The organism is Streptomyces sp. Ncost-T10-10d (assembly GCF_900091955.1).
Taxonomy (GTDB): Bacteria; Actinomycetota; Actinomycetes; order Streptomycetales; family Streptomycetaceae; genus Streptomyces.
This window is the reverse complement of record NZ_FMDF01000175.1, coordinates 56,025-71,254: the sequence shown is the minus strand read 5'-3', so window position 1 is coordinate 71,254 and position 15,230 is coordinate 56,025. Positions and strand designations below refer to the sequence as shown.

Sequence of the window (15,230 nt, the reverse complement as noted above, 5' to 3'; positions counted from 1 at the left end):
CGGTTCTCATGCAAGGACCAGCCGCTCGGCCGTCTCGCCCAGCCGTATCCGGGCGAGCGCCAGATTGCCCTCCGCGCGGTCGAGCCACAGATGGAGGAAGACGCTGCTGTCGAAGGCCGTCTCGACGAAACGGAGGATGTGGTACCCGGCGCGGGTGGTGACGATGACGTCCTCCACCGGCGGCGACGCTCCCGCAGCGGCCTTTTCCGGTAACGCGGTCGACGGTCCGGTGGCCCCCAGCGCGAAGACCGGCTGCTCGGCGGCCATCCTCGCGACCTCGGCAGTCTCCGCGGCGGTGGCCTCGTGATCGCCGTTGGGCGATTCGCCGATGGTGCCGAGGGCGAGGCCGCTCGTCCAGTCGACCACCGCGGCGCCACGGGCACCGGGCAGCCTCATGACTTCGAGCAGGCACTCGTCGATTCCGGGCACGCGCACTCCCCTCCCGACGTGGCGTACGGCTGTGACCCAGAGGCTACGCAACGTGCTCGCCCCAGGTGGAGGTTCTGGCATTTTCCATAGGTACATGCGTAAGGGATCTTCGAAGTGCGTGCTGGAGGTGCGCCGGGGCGCCCTGCGGGCGGGGCGGCCGGGTGCTGTTCGTCCAGCCGTCGGCGCGGAGCTGTTGACTACGAGTATTCAGACCTTCAGGATGTGAATAGAAGATTTACAAGTTGCGAGGAGGCATTGCCATGTCAGGACCCCGCCCCGTACGGGCACCGCGCGGTACGGAACTGAGCGCCCTGGGATGGCAGCAGGAGGCCGCCCTGCGCATGCTGCAGAACAACCTCGACCCCGAGGTCGCCGAGCACCCCGACAAGCTCGTCGTCTACGGCGGCACCGGCAAGGCGGCCCGCGACTGGCGCTCGTTCGACGCGATGGTGCGCACACTGCGGACGCTCAAGCAGGACGAGACGATGCTCGTCCAGTCCGGGCGTCCGGTCGGCGTCATGCAGACACACGAGTGGGCGCCGCGTGTACTGATCGCCAACTCCAACCTGGTGGGCGACTGGGCGAACTGGGAGGAGTTCCGTCGCCTGGAGGCGCTCGGGCTCACCATGTACGGCCAGATGACCGCCGGATCGTGGATCTACATCGGTACGCAGGGCATCCTGCAGGGCACGTACGAGACGTTCGCCGCCGTCGCGGCGAAGAAGTTCAACGGGACGCTGGCCGGCACGATCACCCTGACCGCCGGACTCGGCGGCATGGGCGGCGCCCAGCCGCTCGCCGTGACCATGAACGACGGTGTCGCGATCTGTATCGACTGCGACCCGCGCGCCATCGAGCGCCGCATCGAGCACCGCTACCTGGACGTGCGCGCCGACTCCCTGGAGCACGCGCTCCAGCTGGCCACCGAGGCCCGGGACGCCCGCAAGCCGCTCTCCATCGGCCTGCTGGGCAATGCGGCGGAGCTGCTGCCGCGGATGCTCGCCGAGGGCGCCCCGATCGACATCGTCACCGACCAGACCAGCGCGCACGACCCGCTCTCGTACCTCCCGCTCGGTGTCGACTTCGACGACATGGCCTCGTACGCCGCCGAGAAGCCCGCCGACTTCACACAGCGCGCGCGGGAGTCGATGGCCAAGCACGTCGAGGCGATGGTCGGCTTCATGGACGCGGGGGCCGAGGTCTTCGACTACGGAAACTCGATCCGTGGCGAGGCCCAACTCGCCGGATATGCGCGGGCCTTCGACTTCCCGGGCTTCGTTCCCGCCTACATCCGGCCGCTCTTCTGCGAGGGCAAGGGCCCGTTCCGCTGGGCGGCGCTCTCCGGTGAGGCGTCCGACATCCACAAGACCGACAAGGCGATGCTCGAACTCTTCCCGGAGAACGAGTCCCTGCACCGCTGGATCAAGATGGCCGGTGAGCGCGTCCACTTCCAGGGACTTCCCGCCCGGATCTGCTGGCTCGGTTACGGCGAGCGCGACCGGGCCGGCGAACGGTTCAACGACATGGTGGCCTCCGGTGAGCTGGCCGCTCCGCTGGCCATCGGGCGCGACCACCTGGACTGCGGCTCCGTGGCCTCCCCGTACCGGGAGACCGAGGCCATGCTCGACGGGTCCGACGCGATCGCCGACTGGCCGCTGCTGAACGCCATGGTCAATGTGGCGTCGGGGGCCTCCTGGGTCTCCATCCACCACGGCGGCGGCGTCGGGATGGGGCGCTCCATCCACGCCGGGCAGGTGACCGTCGCCGACGGTACGAAACTGGCGGGCGAGAAGATCCGCCGGGTGCTCACCAACGACCCGGGCATGGGCGTCATCCGGCACGTCGACGCCGGGTACGACATCGCGGAGTCGGTTGCCGCGGACAAGGGCGTACGCGTACCGATGACGGAGGGGCAGTGACCCGGGCGGACGGCGGCGGGGCAGTGACCCGGGAACGGGCCGGGGCCGGGGGCGGCGCACCGTCGTTCCAGGCGATGTGGCGCGAACTCCTGCCGGTCGGCCGGCATCAGGACAGCGGGGGCTACCGCCGCTACGCCTGGACCGGGGCCGATGCCGACTGCCGTGCCTGGTTCCGGGCGCAGGCCGAGGCGCGCGGGCTCACCTACGAGGTCGACCGGAACGGCAATCAGTGGGCCTGGCTCGGTGACCCCCTCGCGGGGGACGCCGTGGTCACCGGATCGCATCTCGACTCCGTACCGGACGGCGGTGCCTTCGACGGGCCGCTCGGTGTGGTCTCTTCCTTCGCCGCGCTCGACGAACTTCGCCGCAGGGGCGCGGAGTTCACCCGGCCGCTGGCCATCAGCAACTTCGGTGACGAGGAGGGGGCCCGCTTCGGGCTCGCCTGTGTGGGCTCCCGCCTCGCCGCCGGACAGCTGACCGTCGAGGCGGCACACCGGCTCCGCGACGGTGACGGCATCACCCTGCCGCAGGCCATGGAGGCGGCCGGATACGACCCCGACGCCATCGGCCCCGACCCCGAACGGCTCGCCCGGATCGGTGCGTTCGTCGAGCTCCATGTCGAGCAGGGGCGCGCCCTCGACCTCACCGGTGACCCGGTCGGCATCGCTTCCGCGATCTGGCCGCACGGGCGCTGGAGGTTCGACTTCCGGGGCGAGGCCAACCACGCGGGCACCACCCGGCTGGTCGACCGGCGCGACCCGATGCTCACGTACGCCGAGACCGTGCTGGCCGCCCGCCGCGAGGCGGAGCTCGCCGGAGCCGTCGCCACCTTCGGCAAGATCAGCGTCGAGCCGAACGGTGTCAACGCCATCCCCTCCCTCGTCCGCGGCTGGCTCGACTCCCGCGCCGCAGACCAGGACCGCCTCGACGCCGTGGTCGGCGGCATCGAGCGGGCCGCCCGGGAACACGCCGAGCGGGCGGGGATCGACCTCGATGTCGTACGGGAGTCCTTCACGCCCGTGGTGGAGTTCGAGCACGCCCTGCGTGACGAGCTCGGCAAGATCCTGACGGGCCGGGGCGACGCGGATCGCGCCGTACCCGTCCTCGGCACCGGCGCCGGACACGACGCGGGTATTTTGTCCGCTTCAGTCCCTACCGCCATGCTGTTCGTACGGAACCCCACCGGGATCTCGCACTCGCCGGCCGAGCACGCCGCCGAGGACGACTGCGTGGCCGGGGTGATCGCTCTCGCCGACGTACTGGAAGGTCTCGCGTGCAGCTGACAACGGAACCGACGGGCACGCCCGTCACCGAGACGTACTGGTTGTCCCACGCCTGGCTCGGCACCCATGTCGAGCCGGGTGTCGCCCTGGATGTGTCCGGCGGGATCGTCGCGGGCGTCCGCACCGGCGTCGTCACCCCGCCGCCGGGCGCCACAGTGCTGCGCGGGCTCACCCTTCCCGGGCTCGCCAACACCCACTCGCACGCCTTCCACCGCGCCCTGCGCTCCACCGTCCAGGTCGGTTCCGGCACCTTCTGGACGTGGCGCGAGACCATGTACCAGATCGCCTCCCGGCTCACCCCCGATTCGTACTACGACCTCGCCCGTGCCGTGTATGCCGAAATGGCTCTGGCCGGTATCACCGCGGTCGGCGAATTCCACTATCTGCACCACGCGCCGGGCGGCACCCCGTACAGCAACCCGAACGCCATGGGCGAGGCGCTGATCGCGGCGGCGGGCGAGGCCGGTATCCGGATCACGCTGCTGGACACCGCCTATCTCTCCGCCGGATTCGGCCGGCGCCCCACCCAGTACCAGGAGCCCGACCAGCACCAGCTGCGCTTCTCCGACACCACCGCGGACGCCTGGGCCGAACGCGCCTCCCTCCTCAAGGGCAGCGACCATGCCCTGATCGGCGCGGCCATCCACTCCGTACGCGCCGTCCCTGCCGCGCAGCTCGCCACCGTGGCCGCCTGGGCCGAGGAGCGGCAGGCCCCGCTCCATGTCCACCTCTCCGAACAGACCGCGGAGAACGACGCCTGCCTCGCCGCCCACGGCTGCACGCCCACCCGGCTCCTCGCCGACAACGGGGTCCTCGGCCCGCGCACCACCGGCATCCACAACACCCACCTCACCGGCGAGGACATCACGCTCCTCGGCTCCTCGGCGACCGGCACCTGCATGTGCCCCACCACGGAACGCGACCTCGCCGACGGAATCGGTCCGGCCGTCGCCCTCCAGCGCGCCGGCTCGCCGCTCTCCCTCGGCAGCGACAGCCATGCCGTGATCGACCTCTTCGAGGAGGCCCGGGCGATGGAGCTCAACGAGCGGCTGCGCACCCGGGCGCGCGGTCACTGGACGGCTGCCGCCCTGCTGCGCGCCGCGACCGTCGACGGACATGCCGCGCTCGGCCGGCCCGGGGCGGGCATCATCGAACCCGGCGCACCCGCCGATCTGGTGACCGTTGCCCTGGACTCCGTCAGAACTGCGGGGCCCGTGCCCCGGCTTGCTGCCGAAGCAGCCGTATTCGCCGCCTCCGCAGCTGATGTGCGGCACACGGTCGTGGCAGGCCGGCACATCGTCCGTGACGGGCAGCACACGCTGGTCGAGGACGTCCCCGCAGCGCTCGCCTCGGCCATCGGCGCACTGCACCGCTGAGCGCACCGACCCGGAGACCGTCGATCCGGAGACCGCCGTGCGGGGCGCCCTGACCGGCGCCCCGCAGCCCCACCGACGGGCCGCCCTGCAAGCCGATACACAAGGAGAGCAGTCTCCCGATGACGACGACCGCCATCACCAACATTGCCAGTCTGGTCACCAACGACCCCTCCCTCTGCGTGGATTCCCCCCTGGGCCTGATCCGGGACGCGGCGGTCGTCATCGAGGGCGACCGGGTCGTCTGGGCCGGTGAGTCAAGCAAAGCACCCGCCACTGACAACGCCGTCGACGCGGGCGGCCGGGCGGCGATCCCCGGCTTCGTCGACTCCCACTCCCACCTCCTGTTCGCGGGCGACCGCACCGAGGAGTTCAACGCCCGGATGTCCGGCCGCCCCTACAGCGCGGGCGGTATCAGGACCACGGTCGCCGCCACCCGCGCCGCCACCGACGACGAACTCTCCGCCAACGTCGCCCGCTACCTCGCCGAGGCGCTGCGCCAGGGCACCACCACCTTCGAGACCAAGTCCGGCTACGGCCTCACCGTCGAGGACGAGGCCCGTGCCCTGCGCATCGCGGCTCAGCACACCGAAGAGGTCACCTACCTCGGCGCCCACATCGTCTCCCCGGACTACGCCGACGACCCGGCCGGCTACGTCGACCTGGTCACCGGGGCGATGCTCGACGCCTGTGCCCCGTACGCCCGTTGGGTCGACGTCTTCTGCGAGAAGGGCGCCTTCGACGGCGACCAGGCCCGCGCCATCCTCACCGCCGGCCGCGCCAAGGGCCTGCACCCCCGCGTTCACGCCAACCAGCTCGGTCACGGCCCCGGAGTCCAGCTCGCCGTCGAACTGGACGCCGCGTCCGCCGACCACTGCACCCACCTCACCGATGCGGACGTCGACGCCCTGGCCCAGGGCAACACCGTCGCCACCCTGCTTCCCGGTGCCGAGTTCTCCACCCGAGCCACCTGGCCGGACGCCCGCCGCATCCTCGACGCGGGCGCCACCGTCGCGCTCTCCACCGACTGCAACCCTGGCTCGTCGTTCACGTCCTCCATGCCCTTCTGCATCGCCCTCGCCGTACGCGACATGGGCATGACCCCGGACGAGGCCCTCTGGTCCGCCACCGCGGGCGGCGCGGCGGCCCTGCGCCGTACGGACATCGGCCGCATCACCCCCGGCGCCCGCGCCGACCTGGTCCTCCTCGACGCACCCAGCCATGTCCACCTCGCCTACCGGCCGGGCGTCCCGCTGGTCCACGCGGTCTGGCAGCACGGCGAGCGCGTCGTCTGACACCGGCCGGCACAGCGCGGCGTCATGGCAAGGTGCCGATGACGCTCCGTCAAACATGCGGAAGGACCCGCCCTTTGCCGGGCAGGTCCTTCCGCATGGGGCTCGCGATGCGCCGTGCGGGTGTTTCGCCGGCGCGGGATGTGCCCGTCACTCCTCCAGTGTCAGGCCCTTTCTGAGCTTGACCAGCGTGCGGGAGAGCAGCCGCGACACATGCATCTGGGAGATGCCCAGCTCCTCACCGATCTCCGACTGCGTCATATTGGCGACGAACCGGAGCGAGAGGATGGTGCGGTCGCGGCCCGGCAGCGAGGCGATCAGCGGCTTCAGGGACTCGACGTACTCGATGCCTTCGAGTCCGTGGTCCTCGTAGCCGATACGGTCCGCCAGCGCGCTTTCGTGCTCGTCCTCCTCGGGCTTGGCGTCCAGCGAACTCGCGGTGTACGCGTTGCTCGCGGCCATGCCCTCGACGACCTCGTCATGGGTGATGCCGAGGCGGTCGGCGAGCTCGCCCACAGTGGGTGAACGATCCAGCTTCTGGGCGAGCTCGTCGCCCGCCTTGGCCAGGTCGAGCCGCAGCTCCTGCAGTCGGCGCGGTACGCGCACGGACCAACTGGTGTCGCGGAAGAAGCGCTTGATCTCGCCGACGATGGTAGGCATCGCGAACGTCGGGAACTCCACGCCCCGGCTGAGCTCGAAGCGGTCGATCGCCTTGATCAGGCCGATGGTGCCGACCTGGATGATGTCCTCCATCGGTTCGCTGCGGGAGCGGAACCGGGAGGCGGCGAACTTGACCAGGGCCAGGTTCAGTTCGACGAGCGTATTGCGGACGTACGAGTACTCGGGGGTGCCCTCTTCGAGGGATTCGAGCCGCGCGAAGAGCGTCTTCGACAGGGCCCTGGCGTCCAGCGGCCCCACCTCGTCGTAGGGCGGGATCTCGGGAAGTCCTTCGAGCCCGTCGGTGACGCCGTAGTTGTCGACGCTGTCGACGGCGGTGCTGCTGGTGCTGCTGTTGCGCGTGCCGTCTCCGGCGTTCGCGGCGGGGGAGTCTGAGTGGGTCAGTCCCTGAGGACATGCTGACGTCGCATCGTGGGTACGCGGTCCGTCGAGCCGGGGTGACATGATCGCCTCCATCGTTCTCGGCATATGGCTGCCGATGCCCATACGTGTTTCCTGCGGTGAAGCGGCGCCTCCAAAGCCGACCGTGTTTTGGGTGTCCCCCTACCCTTACCCGGTTCGGACAGGCAGTTACAAGCTCCAATTGGGGCTATATGTCCGGTTTGTTGAGGTCTTTGGCTACCACGTGGCGTACGGAACGCGTACTGTTTCGAGAACGTCAGCGACGGCACATACGAATCTGCGCACGCTGATACGCAGGCAGTGACGACGGCGAAGAGGGACAGGCATGGACCGCGGGACGGTCGGCAGTGCGAACCGGGGGCGGCTTCAGGTCGAGGCCCGCACCGAGGGGCGCAGCGAGGTCGTGACGCCGGTGGGTGAGCTGGATCACCACACGGCGGATCTGCTGCGGGAACCCCTGGAGAGTGCGGTCGAGCAAGGGCGGGTACGTCTGGTGGTCGACTGCTCGCGACTCGAATTCTGTGATTCCACCGGGCTCAATGTGCTGCTCGGTGCCCGCCTCAAGGCGGAGGCGGCCGGGGGAGGGGTCCATTTGGCCGGAATGCTGCCGGTGGTGGCACGGGTCTTCGAGATCACCGGGGCCGAGGCGGTCTTCACCGTCCACGACTCCCTGGAAGCGGCTCTCGACACCTGATCGTGGCGCGTTTCGCGGCCCCGGGTGCCTCATGTGTTGCCCGTGTCACGCGATCCGCGTAGACGAAGCGGGTGTTGTCACGATTCGGCCGGGCAGGAGACACCCGGCGGAGTCGTGGGCGGCCCGCGCACTCTGTATCTGTACTGGTAACTGTTCAATGGCGACATGGTGAATCGGTGAGGTGAAGCGCTGATGAGCACCACCCGGCAGCATCCGCCGGGCGACCTCGGCCGCGAGCCGGAGGGCGCCGGCGTGGGCGCACACGCGGACGCGGGCGCCGGCGCGGCTTCCCCCGAGACGGTCGAGCGGCAGTGGCGCACGTTGTCGCTGCGGGGGGTCGGCGGCATCGTGCCGACCGCCCGCGACTTCGCCCGCCAGGCGCTTCACGACTGGGGCTGGCTCCCCGCGGCGAGCGCCGACGGACGGGCCGCCGCCGAGGACGTCCTGCTGGTCGTCTCCGAGCTGGTCACCAACGCCTGTCTGCACGCGGACGGTCCCGAGGAGCTGCGTATCACCTGCACGGCGAAGGTGCTGCGGGTGGAGGTCGTCGACGGGGGTGCGGGGCAGCCCGCACCGCGCACCCCGCACCGGGCCGGCCGGCCCGGTGGACACGGCATGTTCATCGTGCAGCGGCTCTGCCTGGACTGGGGCGTGCTGCGGGTGGCGGGCCGAGCAGGAAAAACCGTCTGGGCGGAGCTGGCCGCCCCCGCGTAGTCGCTGGTTCGGGACATGGGGGCACACGGCCCCGTTATTTGCACCTTGAAGAGCGCGCCGGATCGGCGCGCTCTTTGTCTTCCCTCCACAAGGCCCCAGGCGTACCTTGAGCGCCCGATCTGATGTGTCGTCAGTAACTTACGTCGGTGAGAGACGGCGCACGGCGACTTCCGGCATGAGGGGAACTCAAGGTGTCCTACCAGAAGCGAACAGCTCTCGCGCTGGCGTCCGCGCTGGCGGGCACGGTGGTGCTGATGGTCGCGCCCGCCGCCCACGCCACGGTCGTGGACGTCGACTACCAGTGCAAGACCCCGATCGGGGACAAGAGCGCCGTGTCTCCCATCGACATCAAGAGCGTCAAGAGCGGCGGAGGCTACAAGCTCACGATGTCCTTCCAGAAGGGCGTCTCGTCCAGCCCCGTCGAACTGGGCAAGGGTGCGATGAACCCCAGCGCGGTCATCAAGGTGGGGGGCGCGGACCCGGGCCGGGTCCAGGTCTCCGGTGCGCCGAACTCCGCCGCCATCCCCGCCAACACCCCCATCAAGATCAGTGACCTGTCGGGTACGTATACCCCGAAGAAGACCGGCAAGGTCGACTTCACCGCCGGTGTGCTGACCATCAAGGCGCTGGGTACGACCACGACCTGCACCCCCACCAACAACCCGGGGCCGTCGCTCCAGCTCGATGTGACGGCCGCGGGCAACGCGCAGAGCACCCCGGACAACGGCGGGCAGCTGCCGAAGACCGGTCCGCTCGACTCGGCCGTGGCGCTCGGCACACTCGGCGGCACAGTGCTGCTGACCGGTGCGGCCGGGGTGCTCTGGCTGACCAGGCGAGGGCAGGGGGCCGTGCGCCGATAGGGCGTTTCCTCAGGATCGGGCCGGATCCGGAAGAACGGCCCCGGTTCCACGATCCCGCCGCCGTCACGCACCAGGGAGCCGCCCATGCCGTCGCCGACCGGTCACGCCGCCCGACTCGCCCTCGCCGTAATGCTGTTCACCTTCGTCATGGCTCCGGTGGCCGGTGCCGCGGCCGGGAGGCCGACGCCCCCGAGCACTGCGTCGTGGACGGCGCAGCCCGCGAGGAGCGGTTCCGGCACGGACGGCGGCAGACCGTACTTCTATCTGGAGGGCCCGCCCGGCACCGTTCTCCAGGACCGGCTCTCCGTCACCAACTCCGGTACGGCCCCGGTCACCGTGCGGCTGCGCGGCGCCGACGCGTACAACGCCGAGGACGGCGGCTTCGCGGTACGCGGCGGCAAGGGCTCCACCGGGACCGGCGCCTGGCTGCGGACCGCCGTTGCCCAGGTGACCGTGCCGGCCCGCACCCGCGCCGATGTGCCGTTCTCCGTCACGGTGCCGACGGGCGCGACGCCCGGCGACCACCCCGGTGCGATCGTCGTGCGGAGCGGCGACCGCTCGGTGGGCGTACGGATCCAACTGCGGGTCGGCGGGCCGACGCTGGCCGCGCTCACCGTCGAGGACGTCACCGTGTCGGGGCGGACCATCCACTACACGCTGGTCAACCGCGGCAACACGGCGCTGGCCCCGCGGATCGCCGTCGGCGCCGACGGAGTGTTCGGGACGCTGCTGCGGCGCAAGGCGCGCACGCTGCCGGTGGAACTGCTGCCCGGACAGCGCGTCAGGCTCGGCGAACCGTGGCGGGATGCCCCCGCCCTCGACTCGGTGACCGTACGGCTGCGCGTCACGGCGGCGGGCGGCGCGCACAGCGAGGCGACGGCGCGTGCGGCCTTCGTCCCGTGGGCGCCGGTGACCGGTGGTGCACTGCTGCTCCTGGCCGCCGTCGCCGCGGGCGCGTACGCGTACCGGCTGAGGCGCTCACGCGGACGGCCACCGGACGACGGCAGGTCCGGACAGTCCTTGGGTGATCAACGGCACTCGGAGAGAAGGAACTTGGTGAAGGCGGGAGCGGAATCGTGAATCGACAGGCCGGACCGGCATCACTCCGAAGCGGCAGCCAACGGTGGGCGGCCGCGCTGCTCGGCGCCCTGCTGCCCGCCCTGCTGATGCTCTCCGCGACCGGCGCCGACGCGGCGGGTACGAGGGCCGCGGACGCGAAGCCCGTGGTCACCCTCTCCAAGCAGCAGGCGGGCAAGGGCGGTGACATCACCGTCAAGGGCCGCGGCTGGCGCCCGAACACGCTGCTGATGATGCTGATCTGCGGACGGTCCACACCGGACCGAGGTGTGATCGGCGGCACCAACTCCTGCGCCAATGCCGAGGGGCGTGCCGTCACCACCGGCACCGAGGGCGACTTCAGCAAGAAGTTGCCGGTCGCCGAGCCGCCCGCGCCCTGTCCCTGCGTGGTGCATGTCGCCACCGTCACCGGGGAACAGGCCACCGCCGACGCCGTGTTCGTCGTCGCCGGCCACCCGGTCGCCGCGCTGCCGAAGGAGAGCGAGGGAGGCAGGCTCGCGGTGCTGGCCACCACCCGGCTGGAGGGCGACAGCGGAATCCTCACCTGGTTCGGAGCGCCGCCCGCCCGGCAACTGGTCTTCACCGTGGGCAACCTCGGCTCCGCTCCCGTCAAGGACCCGGTCTTCCGGATCGGCACCGCGCACGGCGTCTTCGCCCCGCAGTGGGAGGAGCGGCAGTGGCGCGGCACCATCGAATCCGGCCGCAAGGCGCAGATCAAGCTGCCGGTCGAACTGACGGCGGGCGCCCACGGCGACTACCAGGTCTCGCTGAAGTACGGCAGCAAGGTGCTGGCCGAGCAGCCGTGGGGGGTCGGCCGCCCCTGGGGAGTCACGCTTTTCTGGATCCTGCTCTGTGTCGTCGTACCGGCCGCCGTGTTCCGGATCGGCATGGCGATCGTCGACAAAGTACGTCCCCGCACCTCGCGCACCCCGGTCCGTGCCGGGCGCCACCGCCACCCGCAACCGGCCGATGTGACCGCCGGGCTCCCGAAGCTGCGCCGCGCACCGGGGCCCGCCGAGAGCCCCGAGGCAGCGCCCACCACCACGGCCGCGCTGCCATGGTTCACACCCGATTCCGCACCGTCAGAGAACAGACCGACGACGAAGGGACATTCGTGAGTACGCAACGGAGGACGGTCGCGGCGGGAGTCGCGATGATGCTCGGCGGCGCGGGCATGCTGCTGGCCGCGAGCCCGGCCCAGGCCGCCGACATCTCGTACAGGACGGAGTGCATTCCCCCGCCCATCTCCGGGCTGCCGCCCGTGCAGGGCACCACCAAGGTGCAGCTGACCGCGCCGGCCGAGGCGAAGGTCGGGGACACCGTCGAGGTGGTGTGGAAGACGGTCGAGGCCGCTTCCAGGAACCCCGACGTCCTCGACCTGGAGAAGGACACGGTCAAGCCGACCGGCACCATCAAGGTGGGCGGGTCGGCCACGGGCACCCTGAAGATGGAAGGGCCGCGGCAGAACCCGCCGATCCCCAAGAGCAGCGCCATGGTGCTGCCCGACATGAAGGGCACACTGAAGCTGGAGAAGGCCGGTGAGATCACGCTGACACCGGACGCATACAACATCAACGTCTCCAAGCCGATCTCCACGGACACCAAGTGCACCCCGAAGGAGACCGTGCAGCCGGGCGCGACCATCAAGGTCACGGACGGCGGCGGATCCACCACCGCGGGCGGTACGACCACCGGTTCCACCACTGCGGGCGGTACGACCACCGGTTCCACCACTGCGGGCGGTACGACCACCGGTTCCACCACTGCGGGCGGTACGACCACCGGCTCCACCACCGCGGGCGGTACGACGACCGCGGGTGGCACGACCGCCGGTGGCACGACGACCGCGGGCGGTACCACCGCGGGCTCCGGCGGAGGGCAGACCGACTTCCCCGGCAAGGAGGTCTCGGTCAACTTCGCCTGTACGTCCCCGGGACCGGCCGGCATCGCCTCCAAGGTGACGATCAACGCGAAGAAGAGCGGCGGGAGTTACGCGCTCACGGTCAAGACGGCCAAGGGCGTGATGGACAGCCCCGCCGCGCTGCCCGCCGGTGCGCTCAAGCCGTCCATGGACATCGTCATCGGCGGTGCGGACAAGGGCTCGGTGAAGGTCACCGGACCCGCCAACGCCGAACCGCTGGAGCAGGGCAAGCCGGTCGATCTGTCCGACATGACCGGCACCTACAAGCCGGGCGCGTCCGGGAAGTCCACGCTCAGCCCCGGCACCCTGACGATTGATGTCACGCTGGGCTCCTCGAAGATCAACATCCCCTGCAAGGTCAAGGGTTCGGTGACTCCGTCGCTGGAACTCGACACCACGGCCCAGCAGGGCGGCGCCTCCGGAGGCACCACCACGGGCTCCACGGGCTCCACGGCAGGCGGCACGGACTCCGGCGGCGGACTGGCCGCCACCGGGGCCGAGGACAACGGCACCCTGCGCGCACTCGGCCTGGTCGCGGGGACGGCGATCCTGCTGGGCGGCGCCGTGTTCACCTTCACCCCGTGGCGCAGGCTGCGCGGCACCAGGTGAGCTGAGCTCCGTACGCATGCACGCGAAGGGCCGCTGCACCGACTCCTGGAACCCGAGGTCGGTGCAGCGGCCCTTCGTACAGCCGGGTTCGGCGCGTCAGCGCACGTCGCCCATGAGCTGCTTGACCTTGCCGCGGTACATGAAGACCGCGACACCCGCGGCAACGGCGAGGAAGGCCTGCAGTGTGACCACACCGGTGCCGTTGAGCTCCACACCCGCGATGGACAGCAGGCCCGTGGTGCAGTCACCGGCGGTGACGGCCAGGAACCAGACACCCATCATCTGGCTGGCGTACTTGGCCGGAGCCATCTTCGTGGTGACGGAGAGGCCCACTGGGGACAGCGTCAGCTCGGCGACCGTCTGGACGAAGTAGATCGCGACCAGCCACATCGCGGCGGCCTTGTGACCGTCGGTCGCGATCGTCAGCGGCATCAGGAAGAGGAAGAACGACGCACCGACCAGTACCAGGCCGGAGCTGAACTTCACGATGGTGCTGGGCTCCTTGCCGCGGCGGTTCAGCGACAGCCAGAAGGCGGCGAAGAGCGGGGCCAGCGCCATGATCAGGACCGGGTTGACCGACTGGTACCAGGAGACGGGGAAGTTCCAGCCGAAGACACTGTTGTCGGCCGAGGAGTCGGCGAAGATCGCGACCGTCGAACCGCCCTGGTCGTAGATCATCCAGAAGATGGCGGCGGCGACGAAGAACCAGATGTAGCCGGACATCTTCGACTGCTCGGTGGCGCTGAGCTCCTTGTCGCGCTTGATGCGCGCCAGGACGACGACCGGAATGACCAGCCCCGCGACGGTGATGGGGACCAGGAGCCAGTTGAGCGTGTAGACGCCGGTGACGACCGTGACGATGTAGAAGACGGCCGCGACGGCCAGCCAGATCATGCCCTTGCGCAGCGTGCTCGCCCGCTCGGCGGCGGACAGCGGCTTCGGGACGACGAGGCTGCGCTCGTCCAGGTGGCGGGTGCCCATCAGGAACTGGGCGAGGCCGAGTCCCATGCCGAGCGCGGCGAGCGCGAAGCCCAGGTGCCAGTTGACGTTCTCACCGACGGTGCCGATGATCAGCGGCGCGGCGAAGGCACCCGCGTTGATGCCCATGTAGAAGATCGTGAAGCCACCGTCGCGGCGCGGGTCGTCCGGGCCGTCGTAGAGGTGGCCGACCATCGTCGAGATGTTGGACTTCAGCAGACCGGAGCCGATGGCGACCAGTCCGAGACCGGCGAAGAAGGTGCCCTGCATGGGCAGCGCCAGCGCCAGGTGGCCGATCATGATGACGGCACCGGCGATGGCGACGGTCTTGCGGGGACCCCAGACACGGTCGCCGAACCAGCCGCCGGGCATGGCGAGCAGATAGACCAGCGACACGTAGACCGAATAGATCGCCGTGGCCGTGGCCGGGTTCATGTGAAGCCCGTTGGGGGCGATCAGGTAGAGGGGGAGCAGGGCCCTCATGCCGTAGTAGCTGAAACGCTCCCACATCTCGGTCATGAAGAGAGTGGCCAGGCCGCGGGGGTGGCCGAAGAAGGTCTTCGCGGATCCAGAAGTACTGGCCGGGTCCTTCGTCAGGCTGGACGCCATGGTCGATCCTTGCTTGCTCGGGACGCGACGCCTCGTGAGCGTGACGCGCCCGGTGGGGGGAGGCCGGCACCGACACAAGGCCATGCCCCATCCCAACGCCTGACAAGGGGATTCGTCCCGACCGCCGGACTCGTCGAGGAGCCGACCGAAGAAGACGGGGACCGACCGCGTCGGGATCCACGCCCGGTGCGCATCCTCGCGTTCCGGGCCCGGCCACAGGTCATTCACTGAACTTCACGACTGGCGGGTACCAGCCGGCAGAACAAAAGAGACCCTCGGCGCTAAAAGCTGCCCAAGGGTCCTTGAGTAGTGCAACAGGCGTCGAGCAACCATACGACATGACACTGCCGGATATGAATGGACTTGAGAGATGGATCACAGGTTTTGATGGA

At 70.1% G+C, this 15,230-nt stretch carries 13 protein-coding genes; 10 read left to right on the top strand and 3 right to left on the bottom strand.

Annotated features, from left to right (window positions below; translation table 11 throughout):
* Window positions 1-6 precede the first annotated feature (6 nt).
* Window positions 7-429 (bottom strand): hypothetical protein, encoded by a 423-nt coding sequence (locus GA0115254_RS31870; protein WP_093898743.1) that lies wholly within the window; start codon window positions 427-429, stop codon window positions 7-9.
* Window positions 430-689: 260 nt separating this feature from the next.
* Here GA0115254_RS31870 and hutU point away from each other — a divergent pair, with 260 nt between their 5' ends.
* From hutU to hutI, 4 genes are all read left to right on the top strand, one after another.
* Complete coding sequence (gene hutU, locus GA0115254_RS31865; protein ID WP_093898742.1) at window positions 690-2,348, top strand: urocanate hydratase; 1,659 nt, start codon at window positions 690-692, stop codon at window positions 2,346-2,348.
* Window positions 2,349-2,422: 74 nt separating this feature from the next.
* Window positions 2,423-3,631, top strand: a complete 1,209-nt coding sequence (locus GA0115254_RS31860) for an allantoate amidohydrolase (protein WP_093898760.1) — start codon at window positions 2,423-2,425, stop codon at window positions 3,629-3,631.
* Complete coding sequence (locus tag GA0115254_RS31855; protein ID WP_093898741.1) at window positions 3,622-5,007, top strand: formimidoylglutamate deiminase; 1,386 nt, start codon at window positions 3,622-3,624, stop codon at window positions 5,005-5,007. Before GA0115254_RS31860 ends, GA0115254_RS31855 begins: the two co-directional genes overlap by 10 nt.
* Window positions 5,008-5,126: 119 nt before the next feature.
* Entirely contained in the window at window positions 5,127-6,299 is a 1,173-nt protein-coding gene (gene hutI, locus GA0115254_RS31850; protein WP_093898740.1) for an imidazolonepropionase, read from the top strand.
* A 147-nt stretch (window positions 6,300-6,446) separates the two neighbouring features.
* Here hutI and GA0115254_RS31845 read toward each other — a convergent pair whose 3' ends face one another.
* Entirely contained in the window at window positions 6,447-7,418 is a 972-nt protein-coding gene (locus tag GA0115254_RS31845; RefSeq protein ID WP_093898759.1) for an RNA polymerase sigma factor SigF, read from the bottom strand.
* A gap of 283 nt (window positions 7,419-7,701) precedes the next feature.
* Here GA0115254_RS31845 and GA0115254_RS31840 point away from each other — a divergent pair, with 283 nt between their 5' ends.
* The 6 genes from GA0115254_RS31840 (at window position 7,702) to GA0115254_RS31815 (ending at window position 13,251) form a co-directional block, all read left to right on the top strand.
* A complete protein-coding gene (locus tag GA0115254_RS31840) occupies window positions 7,702-8,070 on the top strand; it encodes an STAS domain-containing protein (RefSeq protein ID WP_093898739.1) in 369 nt (122 codons plus the stop codon).
* Window positions 8,071-8,262: 192 nt separating this feature from the next.
* Window positions 8,263-8,784: an ATP-binding protein gene (locus GA0115254_RS31835; RefSeq protein ID WP_093898738.1), complete on the top strand. Its 522-nt coding sequence runs from the start codon at window positions 8,263-8,265 to the stop codon at window positions 8,782-8,784.
* A 191-nt stretch (window positions 8,785-8,975) separates the two neighbouring features.
* Entirely contained in the window at window positions 8,976-9,644 is a 669-nt protein-coding gene (locus tag GA0115254_RS31830) for a peptidase (RefSeq protein WP_093898737.1), read from the top strand.
* Window positions 9,645-9,728: 84 nt separating this feature from the next.
* Window positions 9,729-10,724: a COG1470 family protein gene (locus tag GA0115254_RS31825; RefSeq protein ID WP_093898736.1), complete on the top strand. Its 996-nt coding sequence runs from the start codon at window positions 9,729-9,731 to the stop codon at window positions 10,722-10,724.
* The gene (locus GA0115254_RS31820) at window positions 10,721-11,839 is read left to right on the top strand and encodes a hypothetical protein (protein WP_093898735.1); all 1,119 of its coding nucleotides are present in this window, start codon (window positions 10,721-10,723) and stop codon (window positions 11,837-11,839) included. The genes GA0115254_RS31825 and GA0115254_RS31820 overlap by 4 nt, the downstream gene beginning before the upstream one ends.
* A gap of 35 nt (window positions 11,840-11,874) precedes the next feature.
* A complete protein-coding gene (locus tag GA0115254_RS31815; protein ID WP_093898734.1) occupies window positions 11,875-13,251 on the top strand; it encodes a hypothetical protein in 1,377 nt (458 codons plus the stop codon).
* Between the two features lie 96 nt (window positions 13,252-13,347).
* On the opposite strand, the gene GA0115254_RS31810 is transcribed toward GA0115254_RS31815, so the two are convergent.
* On the bottom strand, window positions 13,348-14,838 hold the full coding sequence (locus GA0115254_RS31810) for an oligopeptide:H+ symporter (protein ID WP_093898733.1): 1,491 nt from the start codon (window positions 14,836-14,838) through the stop codon (window positions 13,348-13,350).
* Between the last annotated feature and the right edge of the window lie 392 nt (window positions 14,839-15,230).

Bases quoted from the DNA above. Each gene is read 5' to 3' on its own strand.
- GA0115254_RS31840 (WP_093898739.1), top strand. From the start codon at position 7,702: ATGGACCGCGGGACGGTCGGCAGTGCGAACCGGGGGCGGCTTCAGGTC.
- GA0115254_RS31825 (WP_093898736.1), top strand. From the start codon at position 9,729: ATGCCGTCGCCGACCGGTCACGCCGCCCGACTCGCCCTCGCCGTAATG.
- GA0115254_RS31835 (WP_093898738.1), top strand. From the start codon at position 8,263: ATGAGCACCACCCGGCAGCATCCGCCGGGCGACCTCGGCCGCGAGCCG.
- GA0115254_RS31815 (WP_093898734.1), top strand. From the start codon at position 11,875: ATGATGCTCGGCGGCGCGGGCATGCTGCTGGCCGCGAGCCCGGCCCAG.
- GA0115254_RS31810 (WP_093898733.1), bottom strand. From the start codon at position 14,838: ATGGCGTCCAGCCTGACGAAGGACCCGGCCAGTACTTCTGGATCCGCG.
- GA0115254_RS31845 (WP_093898759.1), bottom strand. From the start codon at position 7,418: ATGTCACCCCGGCTCGACGGACCGCGTACCCACGATGCGACGTCAGCA.
- GA0115254_RS31860 (WP_093898760.1), top strand. From the start codon at position 2,423: ATGTGGCGCGAACTCCTGCCGGTCGGCCGGCATCAGGACAGCGGGGGC.
- hutI (WP_093898740.1), top strand. From the start codon at position 5,127: ATGACGACGACCGCCATCACCAACATTGCCAGTCTGGTCACCAACGAC.
- hutU (WP_093898742.1), top strand. From the start codon at position 690: ATGTCAGGACCCCGCCCCGTACGGGCACCGCGCGGTACGGAACTGAGC.